Here is a 16,579-nt window from a genome sequence, read left to right as displayed (position 1 = left end):
CACGACCGTTAAGCCCTCTAGCGCCGATGGTACTTGGACCGCAGGGTCCTGGGAGAGTAGGAAGCTGCCAAGCCGAAGAGAAAAAGCCTTTACCGCAATCGCGGTAAAGGCTTTTTTTGTGTTTTCTTTTCTTACACACAGGTTCTCCACATCGCTTGAACAACTTTATATGCGAAAGAGTTTGTTGTGGACAAGCCTATGAGGATTAGATCTGGAAGATCTTACGTTATCCACAATTGGAAACAGCGCATAAAAACCCCCGGACACCCTTCCTACTCTCAATCGCCAAGACCCATTCATGACTGCAATTTACTTAGGAAAGATCCTTCAATGAATATATATACAGTTGTGAACAGGACTAATCTCTCTTTCTCATCGAACAGAGTTCCTAATTTAGTCTCTCATCTTCTTGGATGTTCCTAGTCTGTTCCTATATCATATTAAATTGTACTTATTTTCACTTTTAGTTTGAATACCAATTTTTATTTTCTGAAAATTAGTCTTTATTTTGCTTACATTACTCACAAGCTAGGTTCAAGCAAGCAAATCTGTCATTTTTAACTCTTTTAAAGGCAAAAATGGAATAGAAAAGGCAAAAAAGCATTGTTTTTAAAAATGGAACCTGGACTTTAGTTGTGGATGCGGCAGGGGTTTTTTCCAGAAGTCTGGGTCTTTCGATTCGATAAACTGCCATAGTGTAACTTCTTGAACAATGTCGTCGATATAAAGAATATAAGCGCAACGCTTCAGGGCGATCATCCAACATTGAAATGAATATACATGCATATTCAATCGACAGTGCCGCTGAAGCAGTGACTACCCAATGAACTCCTTTTATATAAAGGCTGCCTAAGCACGGTCGAGATCCACAGTGAGGCAGTCGTTCCGTCTCGTTCACTTTTCTGGTTTTTAAACAACATTTGGAGGGATACATCTTGAAAAGAAACAAGATCATTATTGCGATTGCAGCACTGTCTCTGGGGCTTGGGAGCGGCATGGGGTCGTTGGGTCAAGCTCACGCCGCCACTTCGGTCATCTATAAGGCTTCGCCGGATTTTAGTACAACTTCGCAGGGCCTGAAAGGCTGGTATTATAAACAAGGAGCAGGAAGCACTTACTCCGATCTGACTTATGACAGCGTCAAAAAGTTCTGGAGTACTCCGGCAGGCTTTCCTTGGGTTTCGGCCAGTGCCCAGTATCCGGGCGATACTACGGATGCTGTCCGTACCTGGACTGCACCCGGACCCGGAACTATCGAGATTACAGGAATCGTCAAAAAAAGCGGCAGTAAAGGCGACGGTATTGTAGCCAGCGTTCAAAAAGACAGTACGGTACTCTGGAACGGGCTGATTACGACGCGAACCGGCGACAAGCCGCAAAATGTGAGTGCTGTTCCGGTAGAAGCAGGAACCGTGATCTCTTTTATCGTAAATAAAAACGGCACTACCCAAGATGACGAAACGCTGTGGAATCCCAGGATTTCGTTTACCGCGGGAGCCGCAGTGACGCCGACACCGACACCAGTACCTGAACCAACACCGACGCCAACGCCGGTACCAGCACCAACACCAGCACCAACACCAACACCAACACCAACACCAACACCAACACCAGTACCGACACCAACACCAACGCCGGTACCGACACCAACACCAACACCAGTACCGACACCAACACCAACGCCGGTACCAACACCAACACCTGTCGGATTGTCCGTTACGGACTTCGGGGCTGTGGCTAATGACGGTAAAGACGATTATGCGGCATTTGTAGCAGCGGCCAAAGCGGCCAAAGAACAGAGAAAAACACTGTTCATTCCTGCAGGCGAGTTTACACTGAGCCGTATCCTGACCATCGACAGTATTCGTGTGGAAGGCGCAGGCAAGGAATCGACGGTGCTGATGTCCACTAACCCGGATGGCGGATCGATCGATCTCAAAGGCAGCGGCGTAGAGCTTCGAAATCTCAAGCACGCTTATCAAACGACGATTGCCAGAGGAAACGGAGCGCATGACAAAAACAACATCACGGTTCGCAGCGCAAGCAACTTTGTCATCGATAATGTTTATGTCAGCAAATCGAGTACGGCGGGAATCATGATGGCTTACGGCTCCAACAATGGTGTGGTCTCCAACAATACCGTTGAAAATACCGGAGCGGACGGAATTCACATGACAACGGAAACCCATCATATTACGGTCGAAAACAATACGGTTATGGGAGTAGGCGACGACGGAATCGCGGTTGTCAGCTACGGTACAAGTCCAACACCGGTCACTAACATTACGGTTCGTGGAAATACGATCGGAAACTTCTCGAAAGCTCGCGGAATTTCGGTAGTAGGCGGAGTTGATGTGACGATCGAAAATAACAAAGTGGCAGATACCATGATGGCCGGCATCTATATCTCGGTCGAAGGATCTTACGATACGCTGAACGTGGATCGCGTCAAAGTCCTGAACAATACCATTCACCATACCGGTATTCAAGAACCGCAAAACCATCCGAACATTCTGGTTTACGGAGGGACCGGCACGATCGACAACGTCGAGTTCATTGGCAACACCATTACGGACGGCGCGCATCGCGGCATCGGCGTATGGGGGGACGGAACGATCAAGAACGTCAAGTTTGAGCGTAACACGTTGGTCAACACAAACGGCGCGGCAACAACTTTCAAGAACGGGATCATCAAACTGATCGATAACATCGGCTTTTAATATATTTTCAAATGAGTAACACTTGTTCATTTGGAAATATATAATTCATCCAATCTTCTCTCACAAAGATTCGATTCGCGGGGACCAGCTGTTAACTGGTTCCCGTTTTTTTATGCCAATATCCCGTTATTCAAAGCTGCCTGCCGCGCCTGTGTTTCAAGCATTTCCGTTTGTTTAAAAATCTTTATATAGTGGTATACCCGTATCAAACAGCAGCGAAACAAAATTCTTGAAAAATAATAAAATAAAAAAGAGAGAGTATCGTTTTCAGAGCTTTTTTCGTTTAAGTTAATGAATCCGGCAAAAGAGAATAAAAAAGACAGCGGGAGAAGCGGATGAAGTCGAGAATATGGAAGGAGTTCGAAGCCAAGCGGAGAAAGAACAAGAGTGCCTTTTTGAGTGAAAAAGAAATCAACAAGATCGTAACGCGAAAGGGGTAGATCGGGGAATGGAAATCAGACTGCTGACAGACCGGGATTTCGATGCCAATATCGAGTTGTCCCAGTATGCCTTTTTGTATACGTTGAGCGAACAGCAAAAGGAGGAACGACGCGAACGCTTCGGAGAAGAGAAAGTCTGGGGCGTATTCGAAGATCACGAGCTTTGCGCCAAACTGCTGCTTATTCCGCTTGAAGTCTATATCCACGGCAGACCTGTTCGAATGGGGGGAATCGCCGGAGTCGCAACCTGGCCGGAGAAACGCCGCAGAGGGATGGTATCCCGGCTTCTGCGCCGTGCCCTTGAAGAAATGAGAGCGGACGGACAGCTTGTTTCGTATCTGCACCCGTTCTCTATTTCTTTTTACCGCAAGTACGGTTGGGAACTGTTTACGGACAATAAAAATTACACGATCCCTGTGGATAAGCTGCCGGCTCGTCAAAATGTACCCGGACGTGTCATACGCGAGGTGCGCGATCTGGATGTTCTGCAGTCGATTTATGACCGGGCAATCCGGCGTTACAATGGGCCACTGGTTCGCAGCCGCAGCTGGTGGGAGCAGAGAGTCATGAACGGGATTCCGTACACGGCTGTCTACTACAATGAAACGGGCGAAGCGGAAGGGTACGTGCTGTATGCCATCGAGGAACGCAAATGGATCACGGAAGAGATCTTCTGGCTGAACGAGACGGCGCGGCAGGGGTTGTGGGATTTTATCGTCAACCACGATTCCAAATTAAAAGAAGTGCAGGTCAAACTTCCTGTCGACGATCCGTTGTCGCTGCTGCTGCCCGATCCGATGATTAAGCAGGAGATCGAGCCGTACTTTATGGGACGGATCGTGGATGCGGCGGCGTTTATCGAAGCCTATCCGTTTGCGCCGTCCGCCGAAAGCGAGGGAGACACCCGGTTTGCCCTGCAGATCGAAGACCGGGACGCTCCTTGGAACGACGGCCGATGGATCTGGACCGTGTCGACCGACGGATCGGCGCGCCTTGAACCTTTCCTGGCCTCCGGCGACCCTGAACTGCCGGCGAATCCCGCTCTTGCGGCGCTACCGACCATTTCCGTTACGATCGGTATCCTGACTGCGATCCTGCTCGGCTACCGCCGTCCTTCCGAACTTCAGCGCGTCGGCCTGCTGTCAGCCTCCGAAGCTGTCGCAGCGAGATTGGATACCCTGATTCCGGCCCGTACCCCCTACCTGCCCGACTACTTCTGAACAGCTTACCCACAGCACTCGAACAACTCGAATAAAAAAAGAAGATTCCCAAACGTTATCCACATGTGCATAACTCCCCCTTGACCGCAGCCCTCCCGCTGCGGTCTTTTCCTGCTCTCCACCCTCCGATTCGACAGCAGCCATCAACTGCGCCCTCGAATCCTGTATCTTCCGATTCGACAGCAGCCGTCGAATCCCGCATCTTCCGATTCGACAGCAGCCGTCGACTGCGCCCTCGAATCCCGCATCCTCCGATTCGACAGCAGCCATCAAAAACGGAGCTGCGGGCAAGTTCGGAAGATGAAGAGACGGTGGGCAGCGGACTGGAAGACGTGGGGGGCGGCAACGGGTTAAGAGGCATGCGAGAACGTCTCGCCCTGATCGAAGGGACGCTGGAACTCAAGCCGCGGGAAGGCCGCGGCACTTCGCTCAGCGTCAGGATCCCTCTCGTTGTGCGCGAACAACAAGGAGGCGGAATAGGATGATCCGTATTATAATAACCGAAGACCAGCGTCTTCTGCGCGGAGCGATGGCTTCCCTGCTCAGCCTGGAAGACGATATCGAAGTGGTAGGCGAAGCCGGAGACGGCGAAGAAGCGCTGCGGTTGATCGAAGCTCTGAATCCCGATGTCTGTCTGATGGATATCGAGATGCCGAAGGTCAGCGGTCTGGACGCGGCCGAGCGCTTGAAAGCCGCAGGATCTTCGTGCAAAGTGGTCATTCTGACCACCTTCGCCCGCCCCGGCTATTTTGAACGCGGGGTCAAAGCCGATATCCGCGGCTATCTGCTCAAAGACGAGCCGATCGAGAAACTGGCCGAAGCGATTCGCCGCGTGATGCAGGGCCACCGCGAAGTATCGCCGGAGCTTGTGTTCGGCAGTATGAGGGAAGAGAATCCGCTGACGCCGCGCGAGCAGGAAATTCTGCGTCTGGCCGCGGGCGGCAGCAGCGCCGGAGAAATTGCGGAGCAGCTGCATTTGTCCTACGGCACGGTTCGCAATTATATCTCCGAGACGCTGGGCAAGCTGGCCGTCAAAAGCCGGATCGAAGCCGTAAAGCTGGCGGAAGAAAAAGGATGGATCTGAACGGCGGTTCCGCTGGGCGTGAAAAAGGCCGAAACGGAGCCCCTTTGTCGGAAGAAACGGGTTGTACGGAAACGGGGTGGAATAAATCATGACTTTTACGATTCCTTTGGCGGATCTGGCGCTTGCGGCTTGGTTGTTGATCCTCAATATCGGATCTTACGCCGTAATGGCATCGGACAAGCGCCGTGCCAAAAAAAATGCGCGCCGGGTTCCGGAACGCACGCTGTTTATTTGGGCGGCTGTAGGGGGAGCGTCTGGAATCTGGCTGGCGATGCGCAGCAAGCGGCACAAAACGCAGCACAATTCGTTTAAGTTCGGTGTTCCGGCGCTTCTGCTGCTCAATATCGCCGTATACGGAGCTTTGTTTTACTGGTTGAACCGGTAAAAAGCCAAAAAGGCGGAAAAGCAAGCAAGGACGTTTGAGTTTTCTTTTCGAAAGGGTAATAATGAAGAGGAACGGATGTCCGGTTTGGGAGATCTGGCAGAACCGGAAGGATTCCGAATTCGAAAGGAAGAAAGAGGTGCTTGATTATGCTGTTTTCCAAAATTCTGGTGGCCTATGACGGTTCCAAAGCGTCGAACAAAGCACTCGACCGCGCGGCAGCGCTGACGAAAGCTTCGCCCGGCGCCGTGTTGGAAGTGCTGCATATTTACGATTACCCGCGCTTTTTCGTCGGAGACGGCATTGCGCCGGTACCGGGCAGCGTCAACAAAGAGTTCTTCGACCTCGCGGAGCAGACCGTTGAAGAAGCGCGTCGGCGCCTGCGCGAAGCGGAAGTCGATGCACGGATCGAGATGCGCCAGGGAGCGCCTGCCGTACTGATTCTCGAATATGCCAAAGAGCTGGATGCCGATCTGATTGTCATCGGCAGCCGCGGTCTCGGGGCGATTCGCGAATTCGTACTCGGCAGCGTCAGCCACAACGTGGTGCAGCAGGCCCGGGTACCGGTGCTGGTCGTGAAGTAAATCGAAATATGCCCGCCTCGTGAAGCCGCAGGGCAAAAACGAGAAGGGAAGGCCCGGGAAACGCACTGCGTTTTTCGGGCCTTTTGATGTTTGGGGAAATCGGAACGACGGCACATTATTCTGCATGAAATTTACAAATTCGGCGCACAGCGGGTTATAGAAGGCGTTTTCGTTCATATTTTGCTTGGTTGAAGTGAAAAAGCGAACATTCGGATTTTACCATTTTAAAATGTTCGGTTTTTAATTTGACACGGCATGTACGGAATTGTTAAACTGGAACAGAAGTCGGGCGCGTGTCACCGCGCCTTCGAAACGAACTGAACATCTACCGTATAACGCCGGGAATAGGGCCCGGAAGTATCTACCCGGGAACCGTAAATTCCCGGACTACGGAATAAACGATAGGCACGGCGGCTGTTGACCTGCCGCCTGAGGCTGTCGAAGGTTCCGATACCCGAACCGCTGACAGCCCGCCTCCGCTCTTGTTTTCCCGGACGAGAATCCGCTTCCCGCCTGCTTCTGCAGGCCGCGTAACGCGCATTTTCGTCTTTGCTTGTCCTGGCGGACAGGGGAAGAGCAGGCCAATCCCGTTTTTTCCGAGTCCGGATTCCCGAGAGATCATTGCGATTTTGAGGAAGTGCCGGACTTTTTCTATTTAAATCGATCGATATGGAGCGTGAATTATGTCTTTGCAGGTAGCGGTCATCATGGGAAGCACATCCGATTGGGAAACGATGCAGCACACTTGTCAGATCCTTGAGGAACTTCAAATTCCGTACGAGAAAAAGGTCATCTCGGCTCACCGTACGCCGGATCTGATGTTCGAGTATGCCGAGCAGGCGCGCGGGCGCGGCCTGAAGGTCATTATCGCCGGCGCGGGCGGCGCGGCGCATCTGCCGGGCATGGTCGCGGCCAAGACGCCGCTGCCGGTCATCGGCGTGCCGGTCCAGTCGGCCGCGCTCAAAGGCATGGATTCGCTGCTCTCGATCGTGCAGATGCCGGGCGGCATTCCGGTGGCGACGGTCGCGATCGGCAAGGCCGGCGCGATCAACGCCGGCCTGCTGGCGGCGCAGATCGTCGGCGCTTTCGACGACGAGGTCATGGACCGCGTCTCGGCCCGCCGCGCGAGAATCGAGCGCGAAGTGCTGGAAGCGGAGCTGCCATGACGGACGGCACGAACGGCATGGGACAAGGCGGAGCGTTAGAAGCCGGGCGGCAATCCGGCCCGGCGGGCGAGGCTGCGGCGGCAGAGCGCAGCGCAGACGGCGGGAGACAGGCTCGCGTGATCGCGCCGGGCGCGACGATCGGCGTGCTGGGCGGCGGCCAGCTGGGCCGCATGATGGCGCTGGCCGGAGCGCCGCTCGGTTACCGCTTCGTGGCGCTGGATCCGGCGCCGGACGGCCCCAGCGGGCAGGTGGCGGCGCAGATCGTCGCCGCCTACTCCGACCAGGAAGCGGCGGCGGAGCTCGCGCAGCGCACGGACGTGATCACGTACGAGTTCGAGAACGTGGACGCGGAAGTAGCCGCTCTGCTCGAAGAGCGGTCGTATGTGCCGCAGGGCAGCCGGCTGCTCTACACGACGCAGCACCGCCTGCGCGAGAAGGCGGCGCTGGAAGCGGCGGGGGCGACGGTTGCGCCTTACGCGGAGGTCAAGAGCGAAGCGGAATTGGACGCGGCGGTGCAGCGTCTCGGCACGCCGTGCGTGCTCAAGACCGCAACCGGAGGCTACGACGGCAAAGGGCAGTTCGTGATCCGAGGCCGCAGCGAAGTGACATCGGCCTACGCGGAACTGGCGGTCACGGGCGCGGAACTGGTGCTGGAACAGTTCATCGCGTTCCGGTGCGAGATCTCGGTGATCGCGGCGCGCAGTTCGCTCGGCGAGACGAGCACGTTCCCGCCGGCGGAAAACATTCACCGCGGCGGCATCCTGCATGCTTCGATCGTGCCGGCGCGGGTGCCGGCGGACGTGCTCGCCGAAGCGGAGCGGCTCGCCGCCCGCATCGCCGAATCGCTCGGCGCGGTCGGGCTGCTCGCGGTCGAGATGTTCTACGGCGAAGACGGCAGGCTGTACGTGAACGAAGTCGCGCCGCGGCCGCACAATTCCGGCCATTACACGATGGAGGCCTGCACGACTTCGCAGTTCGAGCAGCATGTGCGCGCGATCTGCGGGCTGCCGCTCGGAAGTCCCGAGCTGCGGACGCCGGTCGTCATGGTCAACGTCCTCGGCGAACATCTGGACGGCGTGACGAAGCTGATGCTGTCGCCGGGCAGCGTCGGCACGGAGAAGGTGCGGCCGAAGTTCCATCTCTACGGCAAGGCCGAAGCGAAGAACGGCCGCAAAATGGGGCATATCAATCTGCTCTGCGGCGACACGGCCGACGCGCTGCGTTGGATCGACGAAGCCGGCATCTGGTCGGTGGGATAACGCGGCAGGCTCTATTTTTGACGTAAATGAACAGAGACGATGCGCATCCTGACGGATTCGCCCTATATAATGGAAGAAGATCCGCGCGCCGCGGCTGCCTTTTAGTTGAACGGTACTGCCGAACCGCGCCGGAACTCAAATTTATCCTTTGGAGGCTATACCCCTTATGATCGAACGTTACAGCAGACCGGAAATGCGCAGTATCTGGAGTGAAGAAAACAAATTCAAAGCGTGGCTGGAAGTCGAAATTTGCGCCTGCGAAGCCTGGGTCGAACTGGGCGTCATTCCGCAGGAAGACGTCAAAAAAATTCGCGAGAATGCGACTTTCGATATCGACCGCATCTACGAAATCGAGCAGGAGACGCGCCACGACGTGATCGCGTTTACCCGTGCCGTCTCGGAAAGCCTCGGCGACGAGCGCAAATGGGTCCATTACGGCCTGACTTCGACGGACGTTGTGGACACGGCGCTCGGCTACCTGCTGCTGCAGGCCAACCAGATCCTTGAGCGCGATATCCTGAATTTTATCGAAATTTTGAAGGATAAGGCGATTGCCTACAAGAGCACGCCGATGATGGGCCGCACGCACGGCGTACACGCGGAGCCGACCACCTTCGGTCTCAAAATGGCGCTGTGGCACGAAGAAATGAAGCGCAACCTGGAGCGTTTCCGCCATGCCGCCGACGGCGTGCAGTACGGCAAAATGTCCGGAGCGGTCGGTACATACGCCAATATCGATCCGCGCGTGGAAGAGATCGTCTGCGCCAAGCTCGGTACCAAAGCCGCTCCGATCTCGACCCAGACGCTTCAGCGCGACCGCCACGCCGAGTACATGGCTTCGCTCGCCCTGATCGCGACGTCGCTCGACAAGTTCGCGACGGAAGTGCGCGCGCTTCAGAAAAGCGAATTCCGCGAAGTCGAAGAAGCATTCGCCAAAGGCCAAAAAGGTTCGTCGGCAATGCCGCACAAACGCAACCCGATCGGCAGCGAGAACATCTCCGGCTTGTCCCGCGTCATTCGCGGCCATATGCTGACGGCGTACGAGAACGTGGGCCTGTGGCACGAACGCGATATTTCGCACTCGTCCGCGGAACGCGTCATCCTGCCGGACGCGACGATGCTGCTCAACTACATGCTGAACCGGTTCGGCAATATCATCAAGAACCTGACCGTGTTCCCGGACAACATGAAGCGCAACATGGAGCGCACGTACGGCGTGCCGTTCTCCGGACGCATCCTGACCAAGCTGATCGACTCCGGCATGAGCCGCGAGCAGGCGTACGACACGGTCCAGCCGAGAGCGATGCAGGCGTGGGAAGAACAGCGCAGCTTCAAAGAGATCGTGCAGGCAAGTCCCGCGATCACGGACGTGCTGAGCGTAGACGAGATCGAAGACGCGTTCAACCCGGCCTGGCATCTGAAGCATGTCGACACGATCTTCGCGAAGCTCGGATTGAACGAATAGGCTGTAGAAGGATCGTCGGACCTGGGCAAGCAGAACCGGGCCCGGCGTACCCATCCGTTTGTTAAGGGGGAAAAGCAATCATGTTCGTATCTTCGCAGGCTCTGTCCACCGCGGAACATCTGGTGGACGCGCCGCTGCTCTATAAAGGAAAAGTACGTGAGCTGTACGACCTCGGCGAACATTACCTGATCGTCGTGACCGACCGGATCTCCGCGTTCGACTACGTGCTCGATCCGGCCATCCCGTTCAAAGGCGACGTGCTGAACAGCCTCAGCGCCTACTGGTTCGACCAGACGGCCGACCTGCTTCCGAACCATGTCGTCCATACGGACGTGCTGAAGCTCGGCGCGGTCGCCAAAGATCCGCTGGCGCTGAAAAGCCGCATCATGGTGACCCAAAAAGCGGAGCGCATCGATATCGAATGCGTCGTGCGCGGGTACATTACCGGCGGCGGCTGGCGGCAGTATCAGACGGACGGCCGTATCAACGGCATACAACTGCCGGAAGGCCTGCGCAAAAACGACCGGCTGCCGGAACCGATCTTCACGCCGGCCGCCAAAAACGACGTCGGGCACGACGAAGATATTCCTTTTTCTGAAATGGAAAAACTCGTCGGAGAGGATCTCGCCGCCGAACTGCGGGAGAAAAGCCTCGCGCTGTACGATTTTGCCCGCAAACGCTGCATGGAGAAAGGTATCATCCTGGCCGACTGCAAGTTCGAGTTCGGCCTGGTCGACGGTCAAGTGATCCTGATCGACGAGATCTTCACGCCGGATTCTTCCCGCTTCTGGGCAGAAGACAAGTACAAGCTCGACGTCGAGATCGACAGCATGGACAAAGAACCGGTGCGCGCCTATCTGTCTGGCACCGATTGGGACAAGAACAGTGCGCCCGATCCGCTTCCCGCAGCCGTCGTCGCAGAGACGACGAAGCGCTACCTCGGCATCTACGAGCGCCTGACCGGCAAACCGCTGACAGGGCTGTAACTTAGAGCTTAAAAGTGTTCAAAATGATCCCATTCGCTTGGATCAGGCGGCGTTTGCCGGATTATGGGGCTCCGTCGTCCAAGCGTGTCCCGTCAGGGACGAAAGCGGCTCGCCGCGCCAACCCCCACCATTACACAGCCGACTTCCCGATCCCGCCAATGTTTTCGACAAGCCAAAAGATTCGGGAAGGGCTTATTCCAGGAGGATATCCATGAAAGCCAAAGTCTATGTGACCATCAAACAAAGCGTACTCGACCCGCAGGGTGTTGCCGTCCAAGGTGCGCTGCACTCGCTCGGCTTCAACGAAGTGGAAAGCCTGCGCATCGGCAAGTATATGGAGATCGAACTCGGCGACGTGACCAAGGAAGAAGCCGAAGGACGCGTGAAATCGATGTGCGAGAAGCTGCTGGCCAACACGGTCGTCGAAGACTACCGCTACGAACTGGAGGGTTAATTCCGATGAAATTTGCAGTCCTCGTATTTCCCGGTTCCAACTGCGATATCGACTGTTACAAAGCAGTGGAGAACGTGCTTGGCGAACCGGTCGATTACGTCTGGCATACCGCGACCGACCTGACTCCCTACGACTGCATCATCGTCCCGGGCGGTTTCTCGTACGGCGATTACCTGCGCTGCGGCGCGATCTCGCGGTTCGCTCCGGTCATGAACGAAGTGGCGAAAGCGGCGGAAGAAGGCAAGTTCGTGCTCGGCATCTGCAACGGTTTCCAGATTCTGACCGAAGCCGGACTGCTCCCGGGCGCGCTGCGCCGCAACATGTCCATGAAGTTTGCCTGCCGCGACACGGTGCTGAAGGTGGAGAACAACGTCACGCCGTTCACCCGCGACTACGAAGCCGGCGAAGAAATCGTGATTCCGATCGCGCACGGCGAAGGCAACTACTACTGCGACGAAGCCACGCTTGAGGAACTGCGCAGCAACAACCAGATCGCGTTCCGCTACAAGAGCAACCCGAACGGTTCGGTCGACGATATCGCCGGCGTGACGAACAAAGCGGGCAACGTACTCGGCATGATGCCGCACCCGGAACGCGCCGTGAACGAGATTTTGGGCACGACGGACGGCAAAAAGATGTTCACATCGATCATTAACGCTTGGAGGGAACAACATGACGCAGCAAATGTCCGTTAAAGAACCGACGGCGGAGCAAATCGCGGATCAGCAAATTTACAAACAGATGGGTGTATCGGACAGCGAGTTCGAGCTCATCTGCGGTTTTCTCGGCCGTAAACCGAACTACACGGAAATCGGCGTTTTCAGTGTCATGTGGTCGGAGCACTGTGCATACAAGAACTCGAAGCCGCTGCTGCGCAAATTCCCGGTCACCGGACCGCGCGTCCTCATGGGACCGGGCGAAGGCGCGGGCATCGTCGATATCGGCGACAACCAGGCCGTCGTGTTCAAGATCGAAAGCCACAACCACCCTTCGGCGGTCGAGCCTTTCCAGGGCGCGGCGACAGGCGTCGGCGGCATCATCCGCGACATCTTCTCGATGGGCGCCCGCCCGATCGCGTCGCTGAACTCGCTGCGCTTCGGCAAGCTTGAGAGCGACCGCGTCAAATACCTGTTCGAGCACGTGGTCAGCGGCATCGCCGGCTACGGCAACTGTATCGGCATCCCGACGGTCGGCGGCGAAGTGGTGTTCGACGAGAGCTACGAAGGCAACCCGCTCGTCAACGCCATGTGCGTCGGCCTGATCGACCACGACAAGATTCAGCGCGGCGTGGCCAAAGGCATCGGCAACCCGGTGTTCTACGTTGGCCCTCCGACGGGACGCGACGGGATCCACGGCGCGACGTTCGCGTCGGAAGAACTGACGGAAGAGTCGCAGGAGCGTAAAACGGCGGTTCAGGTCGGCGATCCGTTTATGGAAAAACTGGTCATGGAATCGTGCCTCGAGCTGATCGACAGCGGCATCGTCGTTGGCATCCAGGACATGGGCGCGGCAGGATTGACCTGCTCCAGCTCCGAAATGGCGAGCAAAGCGGGCAACGGCCTTGAACTGTACCTCGATCAGGTGCCGCAGCGCGAAGAAGGCATGACGGCGTACGAAATGATGCTGTCGGAGTCGCAGGAGCGCATGCTGTTCGTCGTCGAGCCCAAAGACGAAGCGCAGGCGATGGAAATCTTCGAACGTTGGGGCGTGATCTGCGCGAAAGTCGGCAAAGTAACGGATGATGGCCGCCTCAAGCTGCTGCACCACGGCGAAGTTGTCGGCGACATGCCGGTGAACGCGCTGGTCGACGAGTGCCCGATCTACGACAAGCCTTCGAGCGAACCGGCTTACTATGCGAAGAACGGGCTGGTCGACACGACGGCCTACAACGAAGTGACGGATCTTGGCGGCGCTCTGAAAAAAGTGCTGGGTTCCCCGAGCGTGGCGAGCAAAGCGTGGGTATACGAGCAGTACGATTACATGGTGCGGACGAATACGGCCGTGCGTCCGGGTTCGGATGCGGCGGTCGTGACGATCGACGGCACGCGCAAAGCGCTTGCGATGACGACGGACTGCAGCGGACGCTTCGTCTACCTCGACCCGGAAGTCGGCGGACGTATCGCGGTCAGCGAAGCGGCGCGCAATATCGTCTGCTCCGGCGCGGAGCCGCTTGCGATCACGGACAACCTGAACTTCGGCAGTCCGGAGAAGCCTGAAATCTTCTGGCAGATGGAAAAAGCGGTCGACGGCATGGCGGAAGCGTGCCGCGAACTCGATACGCCGGTTATCGGCGGCAACGTCAGCCTGTACAACGAGAATGCCAAAGGCTCGATCTATCCGACGCCGGTCGTCGGCATGGTCGGTCTCGTGCACGATATCGATCACATCACGACGCAGCATTTCAAAGGCGAAGGCGATATTCTGGTCCTGACGGGACTCACCCGCGCCGAACTCGGCGGAACCGAGTTCCAGCAGGTGATCCACGGCGTGACGGAAGGACGTCCTCCGCAGCTGGATCTCGCGGTCGAGAAGAAGCTGCTCGGCGGCGTGCTCGAAGCGATCCAAAGCGGCCTCGTCCGTTCGGCGCACGACCTGTCGGACGGCGGCCTTGCGGTTGCGCTGGCGGAGAGCTGCATCGGCGGCGGACTCGGCGCGCAGGTGAGTCTGCATACGGAAGAGATCGGCGAAGCGGGACTGCGGGCGGACTTCGCGCTGTTCAGCGAGAGCCAGTCGCGTATCCTGCTGTCGGCGACGCCGGAGAACGCGGAAGCGCTGCTGAGCGGACTTCACGCGCACGGCGTGCCTGCGGCGAAGATCGGACGCGTATCGGGCCTGCAGCTGCATATCACGGTAGACGGCAAAGAAGTGCTCAGCGAAGAGATTCATACACTCAAACACGTCTGGGAGGATGCGATTCCATGTCTGATGAAGTAAAGCAGCCGTTGTGGACAGGGGACTACTACAACGAGGGAGCGGTTCAGATCGATCCGTTCGATACTCTGCGCGAAGAATGCGGCGTGTTCGGGGTCTACGGACACCCGGACGCCGCTTCCCTGTCCTACTACGGCCTGCATGCACTTCAGCACCGGGGAGAGGAAAGCGCGGGGATTTGCGTCAGTCAGCACGATCACTTCAACTATCATCGCGGTTTGGGCCTTGTCAAAGAAGTCTTCGACAAGGATACGCTTGCCGGCCTTCAGGGGAATAACTCGATCGGACACGTTCGCTACTCGACGAGCGGAGGCGGCGGCTTGACCAATGCCCAGCCGCTTGTGTTCAAATACAAAGGCGGCGACATCGCCGTCGCCACCAACGGCAATATCGTCAACGCGCCGGAAATCCGGCGCGAGCTGGAAGAGAGCGGTTCGATCTTCCAGACGACGAGCGACACGGAAGTCGTGGCGCATCTGATCGCCCGCTCGCCGAAAGACTTCGTCGAAGCGGCGAAAGACGCCATGAACCGCATGGTCGGCGGCTATGCGTTCATGCTGCTGACGCACGACAAGCTGCTGGTCGCCTGCGACCCGAACGGCCTGCGTCCGCTGACGATGGGCCGCCTCGGCGACGCGTACATCTTCACGTCCGAGACGTGCGCGCTGGAAGTGATCGGCGCGGAGATCGTGCGCGACGTCCGTCCGGGCGAGATGCTCATTCTCGATCAGGACGGGCTGCGCGAAGACCGGTTTACCCCGATGCAGCGCAAAGCGCTCTGCGCGATGGAGTACATCTACTTCGCCCGTCCCGACAGCGACATGAACGGTTCGAACCTGCACTCCGCCCGCAAACGCATGGGCAGCGTGCTGGCGCGCGAGCAGTTCGTCGACGCCGATATCGTCACCGGTGTGCCGGATTCCAGTATCTCGGCCGCGATCGGCTACGCCGAGCAGACCGGCATCCCGTACGAACTCGGCCTGATCAAGAACAAATACACCGGCCGGACGTTTATCCAGCCGAGCCAGGAACTGCGCGAGCAGGGCGTCAAGATGAAGCTGAGCGCGGTACGCCGCGTCGTTGACGGCAAACGCGTCGTCATGATCGACGACTCGATCGTGCGCGGCACCACTTCGCGCCGCATCGTCTCGCTGCTCAAGGAAGCGGGCGCCACGGAAGTGCATGTCTGCATCACGTCGCCTCCGTTCAAGAACCCGTGCTTCTACGGCATCGACACGCCCGACAGCCGCGAGCTGATCGCTTCGATGCGTACCGTCGAAGAGATCCGCGAGGAGATCGGCGCGGATTCGCTGGCGTTTCTCAGCTACGAAGGACTGATCGAAGCCGTCGACGGCGACGACCGGGAATCGTACAAAGGCGGACTGTGCATGGCCTGCTTCGACAACGATTATCCGACGCAGGTGGATTTTGGCGGCGATGAGAAAATCGGGTGTGGGTGCTAGGAGTTGAGTATGGCGGTTCGTGGGCGCTCTGGAGGTGCTCCGGGTGGAGGGGCCTTCGATCGCTCGTTTCAATCCGATTTCTTCATTAGGTAACACATTTAGAGGTAGAAATCGGATTTCAAAGGCGAACGCTTCGCTTCTACGGCTCCCTCCACCCTCCGCTTACCTTGGCGCATATTCGACCGCTCCCGCACCCGGTTTTGGGGTGGGGAATAAGGGCGTGGGCTCGGCTTTGCCGAAGCCGGTAAAAGCAGGAAGCATAGAACAAGAAATAAAGAATACAGATACAGATGCTGCTGTTCTAAGCTGAAAAGTGGTCGATTATAGACGTGTTTTATTTGAAATCGGCTGCTGCGAGCTTGATGTTTTAAAGATTTATCCTGTTCGGATGAAATCGAAAAGATCTTTGAACTCCCCCAATTTCA

14 protein-coding genes and 1 riboswitch are annotated in these 16,579 nt (G+C 56.9%); all 14 genes read left to right on the top strand.

Going from position 1 to position 16,579, the window contains the following annotated elements; all coding sequences use genetic code 11:
- Positions 1-935: 935 nt before the first annotated feature.
- The 14 genes from HRQ60_RS23740 to purF all read left to right on the top strand — a co-directional run bounded on the left by HRQ60_RS23740 (position 936) and on the right by purF (position 16,154).
- Positions 936-2,720, top strand: coding sequence for a right-handed parallel beta-helix repeat-containing protein (locus HRQ60_RS23740; protein ID WP_246281362.1), 1,785 nt, complete (start codon positions 936-938; stop codon positions 2,718-2,720).
- Positions 2,721-3,168: 448 nt separating this feature from the next.
- Positions 3,169-4,380, top strand: a complete 1,212-nt coding sequence (locus tag HRQ60_RS16280) for a GNAT family N-acetyltransferase (protein WP_172197352.1) — start codon at positions 3,169-3,171, stop codon at positions 4,378-4,380.
- A gap of 311 nt (positions 4,381-4,691) precedes the next feature.
- Positions 4,692-4,865 (top strand): ATP-binding protein, encoded by a 174-nt coding sequence (locus HRQ60_RS16275; protein ID WP_172197349.1) that lies wholly within the window; start codon positions 4,692-4,694, stop codon positions 4,863-4,865.
- A complete protein-coding gene (locus HRQ60_RS16270) occupies positions 4,862-5,464 on the top strand; it encodes a response regulator transcription factor (protein ID WP_172197346.1) in 603 nt (200 codons plus the stop codon). Before HRQ60_RS16275 ends, HRQ60_RS16270 begins: the two co-directional genes overlap by 4 nt.
- 88 nt (positions 5,465-5,552) lie before the next feature.
- Entirely contained in the window at positions 5,553-5,849 is a 297-nt protein-coding gene (locus HRQ60_RS16265; RefSeq protein ID WP_172197343.1) for a DUF1294 domain-containing protein, read from the top strand.
- A 146-nt stretch (positions 5,850-5,995) separates the two neighbouring features.
- Positions 5,996-6,430 carry a universal stress protein gene (locus tag HRQ60_RS16260; RefSeq protein WP_172197340.1) on the top strand — a complete coding sequence of 145 codons (435 nt, stop codon included), beginning with the start codon at positions 5,996-5,998 and terminating at the stop codon, positions 6,428-6,430.
- A gap of 308 nt (positions 6,431-6,738) precedes the next feature.
- Positions 6,739-6,840, top strand: a riboswitch (purine riboswitch).
- A gap of 273 nt (positions 6,841-7,113) precedes the next feature.
- The gene (gene purE, locus HRQ60_RS16255; protein WP_172197337.1) at positions 7,114-7,596 is read left to right on the top strand and encodes a 5-(carboxyamino)imidazole ribonucleotide mutase; all 483 of its coding nucleotides are present in this window, start codon (positions 7,114-7,116) and stop codon (positions 7,594-7,596) included.
- Between the two features lie 170 nt (positions 7,597-7,766).
- The gene (gene purK, locus HRQ60_RS16250; RefSeq protein WP_425501695.1) at positions 7,767-8,855 is read left to right on the top strand and encodes a 5-(carboxyamino)imidazole ribonucleotide synthase; all 1,089 of its coding nucleotides are present in this window, start codon (positions 7,767-7,769) and stop codon (positions 8,853-8,855) included.
- Positions 8,856-9,021: 166 nt separating this feature from the next.
- Positions 9,022-10,320, top strand: coding sequence for an adenylosuccinate lyase (gene purB / locus HRQ60_RS16245; RefSeq protein WP_172197331.1), 1,299 nt, complete (start codon positions 9,022-9,024; stop codon positions 10,318-10,320).
- Between the two features lie 80 nt (positions 10,321-10,400).
- On the top strand, positions 10,401-11,306 hold the full coding sequence (locus tag HRQ60_RS16240; RefSeq protein ID WP_172197328.1) for a phosphoribosylaminoimidazolesuccinocarboxamide synthase: 906 nt from the start codon (positions 10,401-10,403) through the stop codon (positions 11,304-11,306).
- Positions 11,307-11,517: 211 nt separating this feature from the next.
- The gene (gene purS, locus HRQ60_RS16235) at positions 11,518-11,760 is read left to right on the top strand and encodes a phosphoribosylformylglycinamidine synthase subunit PurS (protein WP_141448438.1); all 243 of its coding nucleotides are present in this window, start codon (positions 11,518-11,520) and stop codon (positions 11,758-11,760) included.
- 5 nt (positions 11,761-11,765) lie between these two features.
- On the top strand, positions 11,766-12,455 hold the full coding sequence (purQ, locus tag HRQ60_RS16230; RefSeq protein ID WP_172197325.1) for a phosphoribosylformylglycinamidine synthase subunit PurQ: 690 nt from the start codon (positions 11,766-11,768) through the stop codon (positions 12,453-12,455).
- Entirely contained in the window at positions 12,433-14,694 is a 2,262-nt protein-coding gene (gene purL, locus HRQ60_RS16225) for a phosphoribosylformylglycinamidine synthase subunit PurL (protein WP_281358139.1), read from the top strand. Before purQ ends, purL begins: the two co-directional genes overlap by 23 nt.
- Entirely contained in the window at positions 14,679-16,154 is a 1,476-nt protein-coding gene (gene purF / locus HRQ60_RS16220) for an amidophosphoribosyltransferase (protein WP_172197322.1), read from the top strand. The genes purL and purF overlap by 16 nt, the downstream gene beginning before the upstream one ends.
- The last annotated feature ends 425 nt before the right edge of the window (positions 16,155-16,579 follow it).

The organism is Saccharibacillus qingshengii, assembly GCF_013185195.1.
GTDB classification, from domain to species: Bacteria; Bacillota; Bacilli; order Paenibacillales; family Paenibacillaceae; genus Saccharibacillus; species Saccharibacillus qingshengii.
Note: the sequence above shows the minus strand (reverse complement) of the source record. Positions and strands in the feature narration are given on the sequence as shown.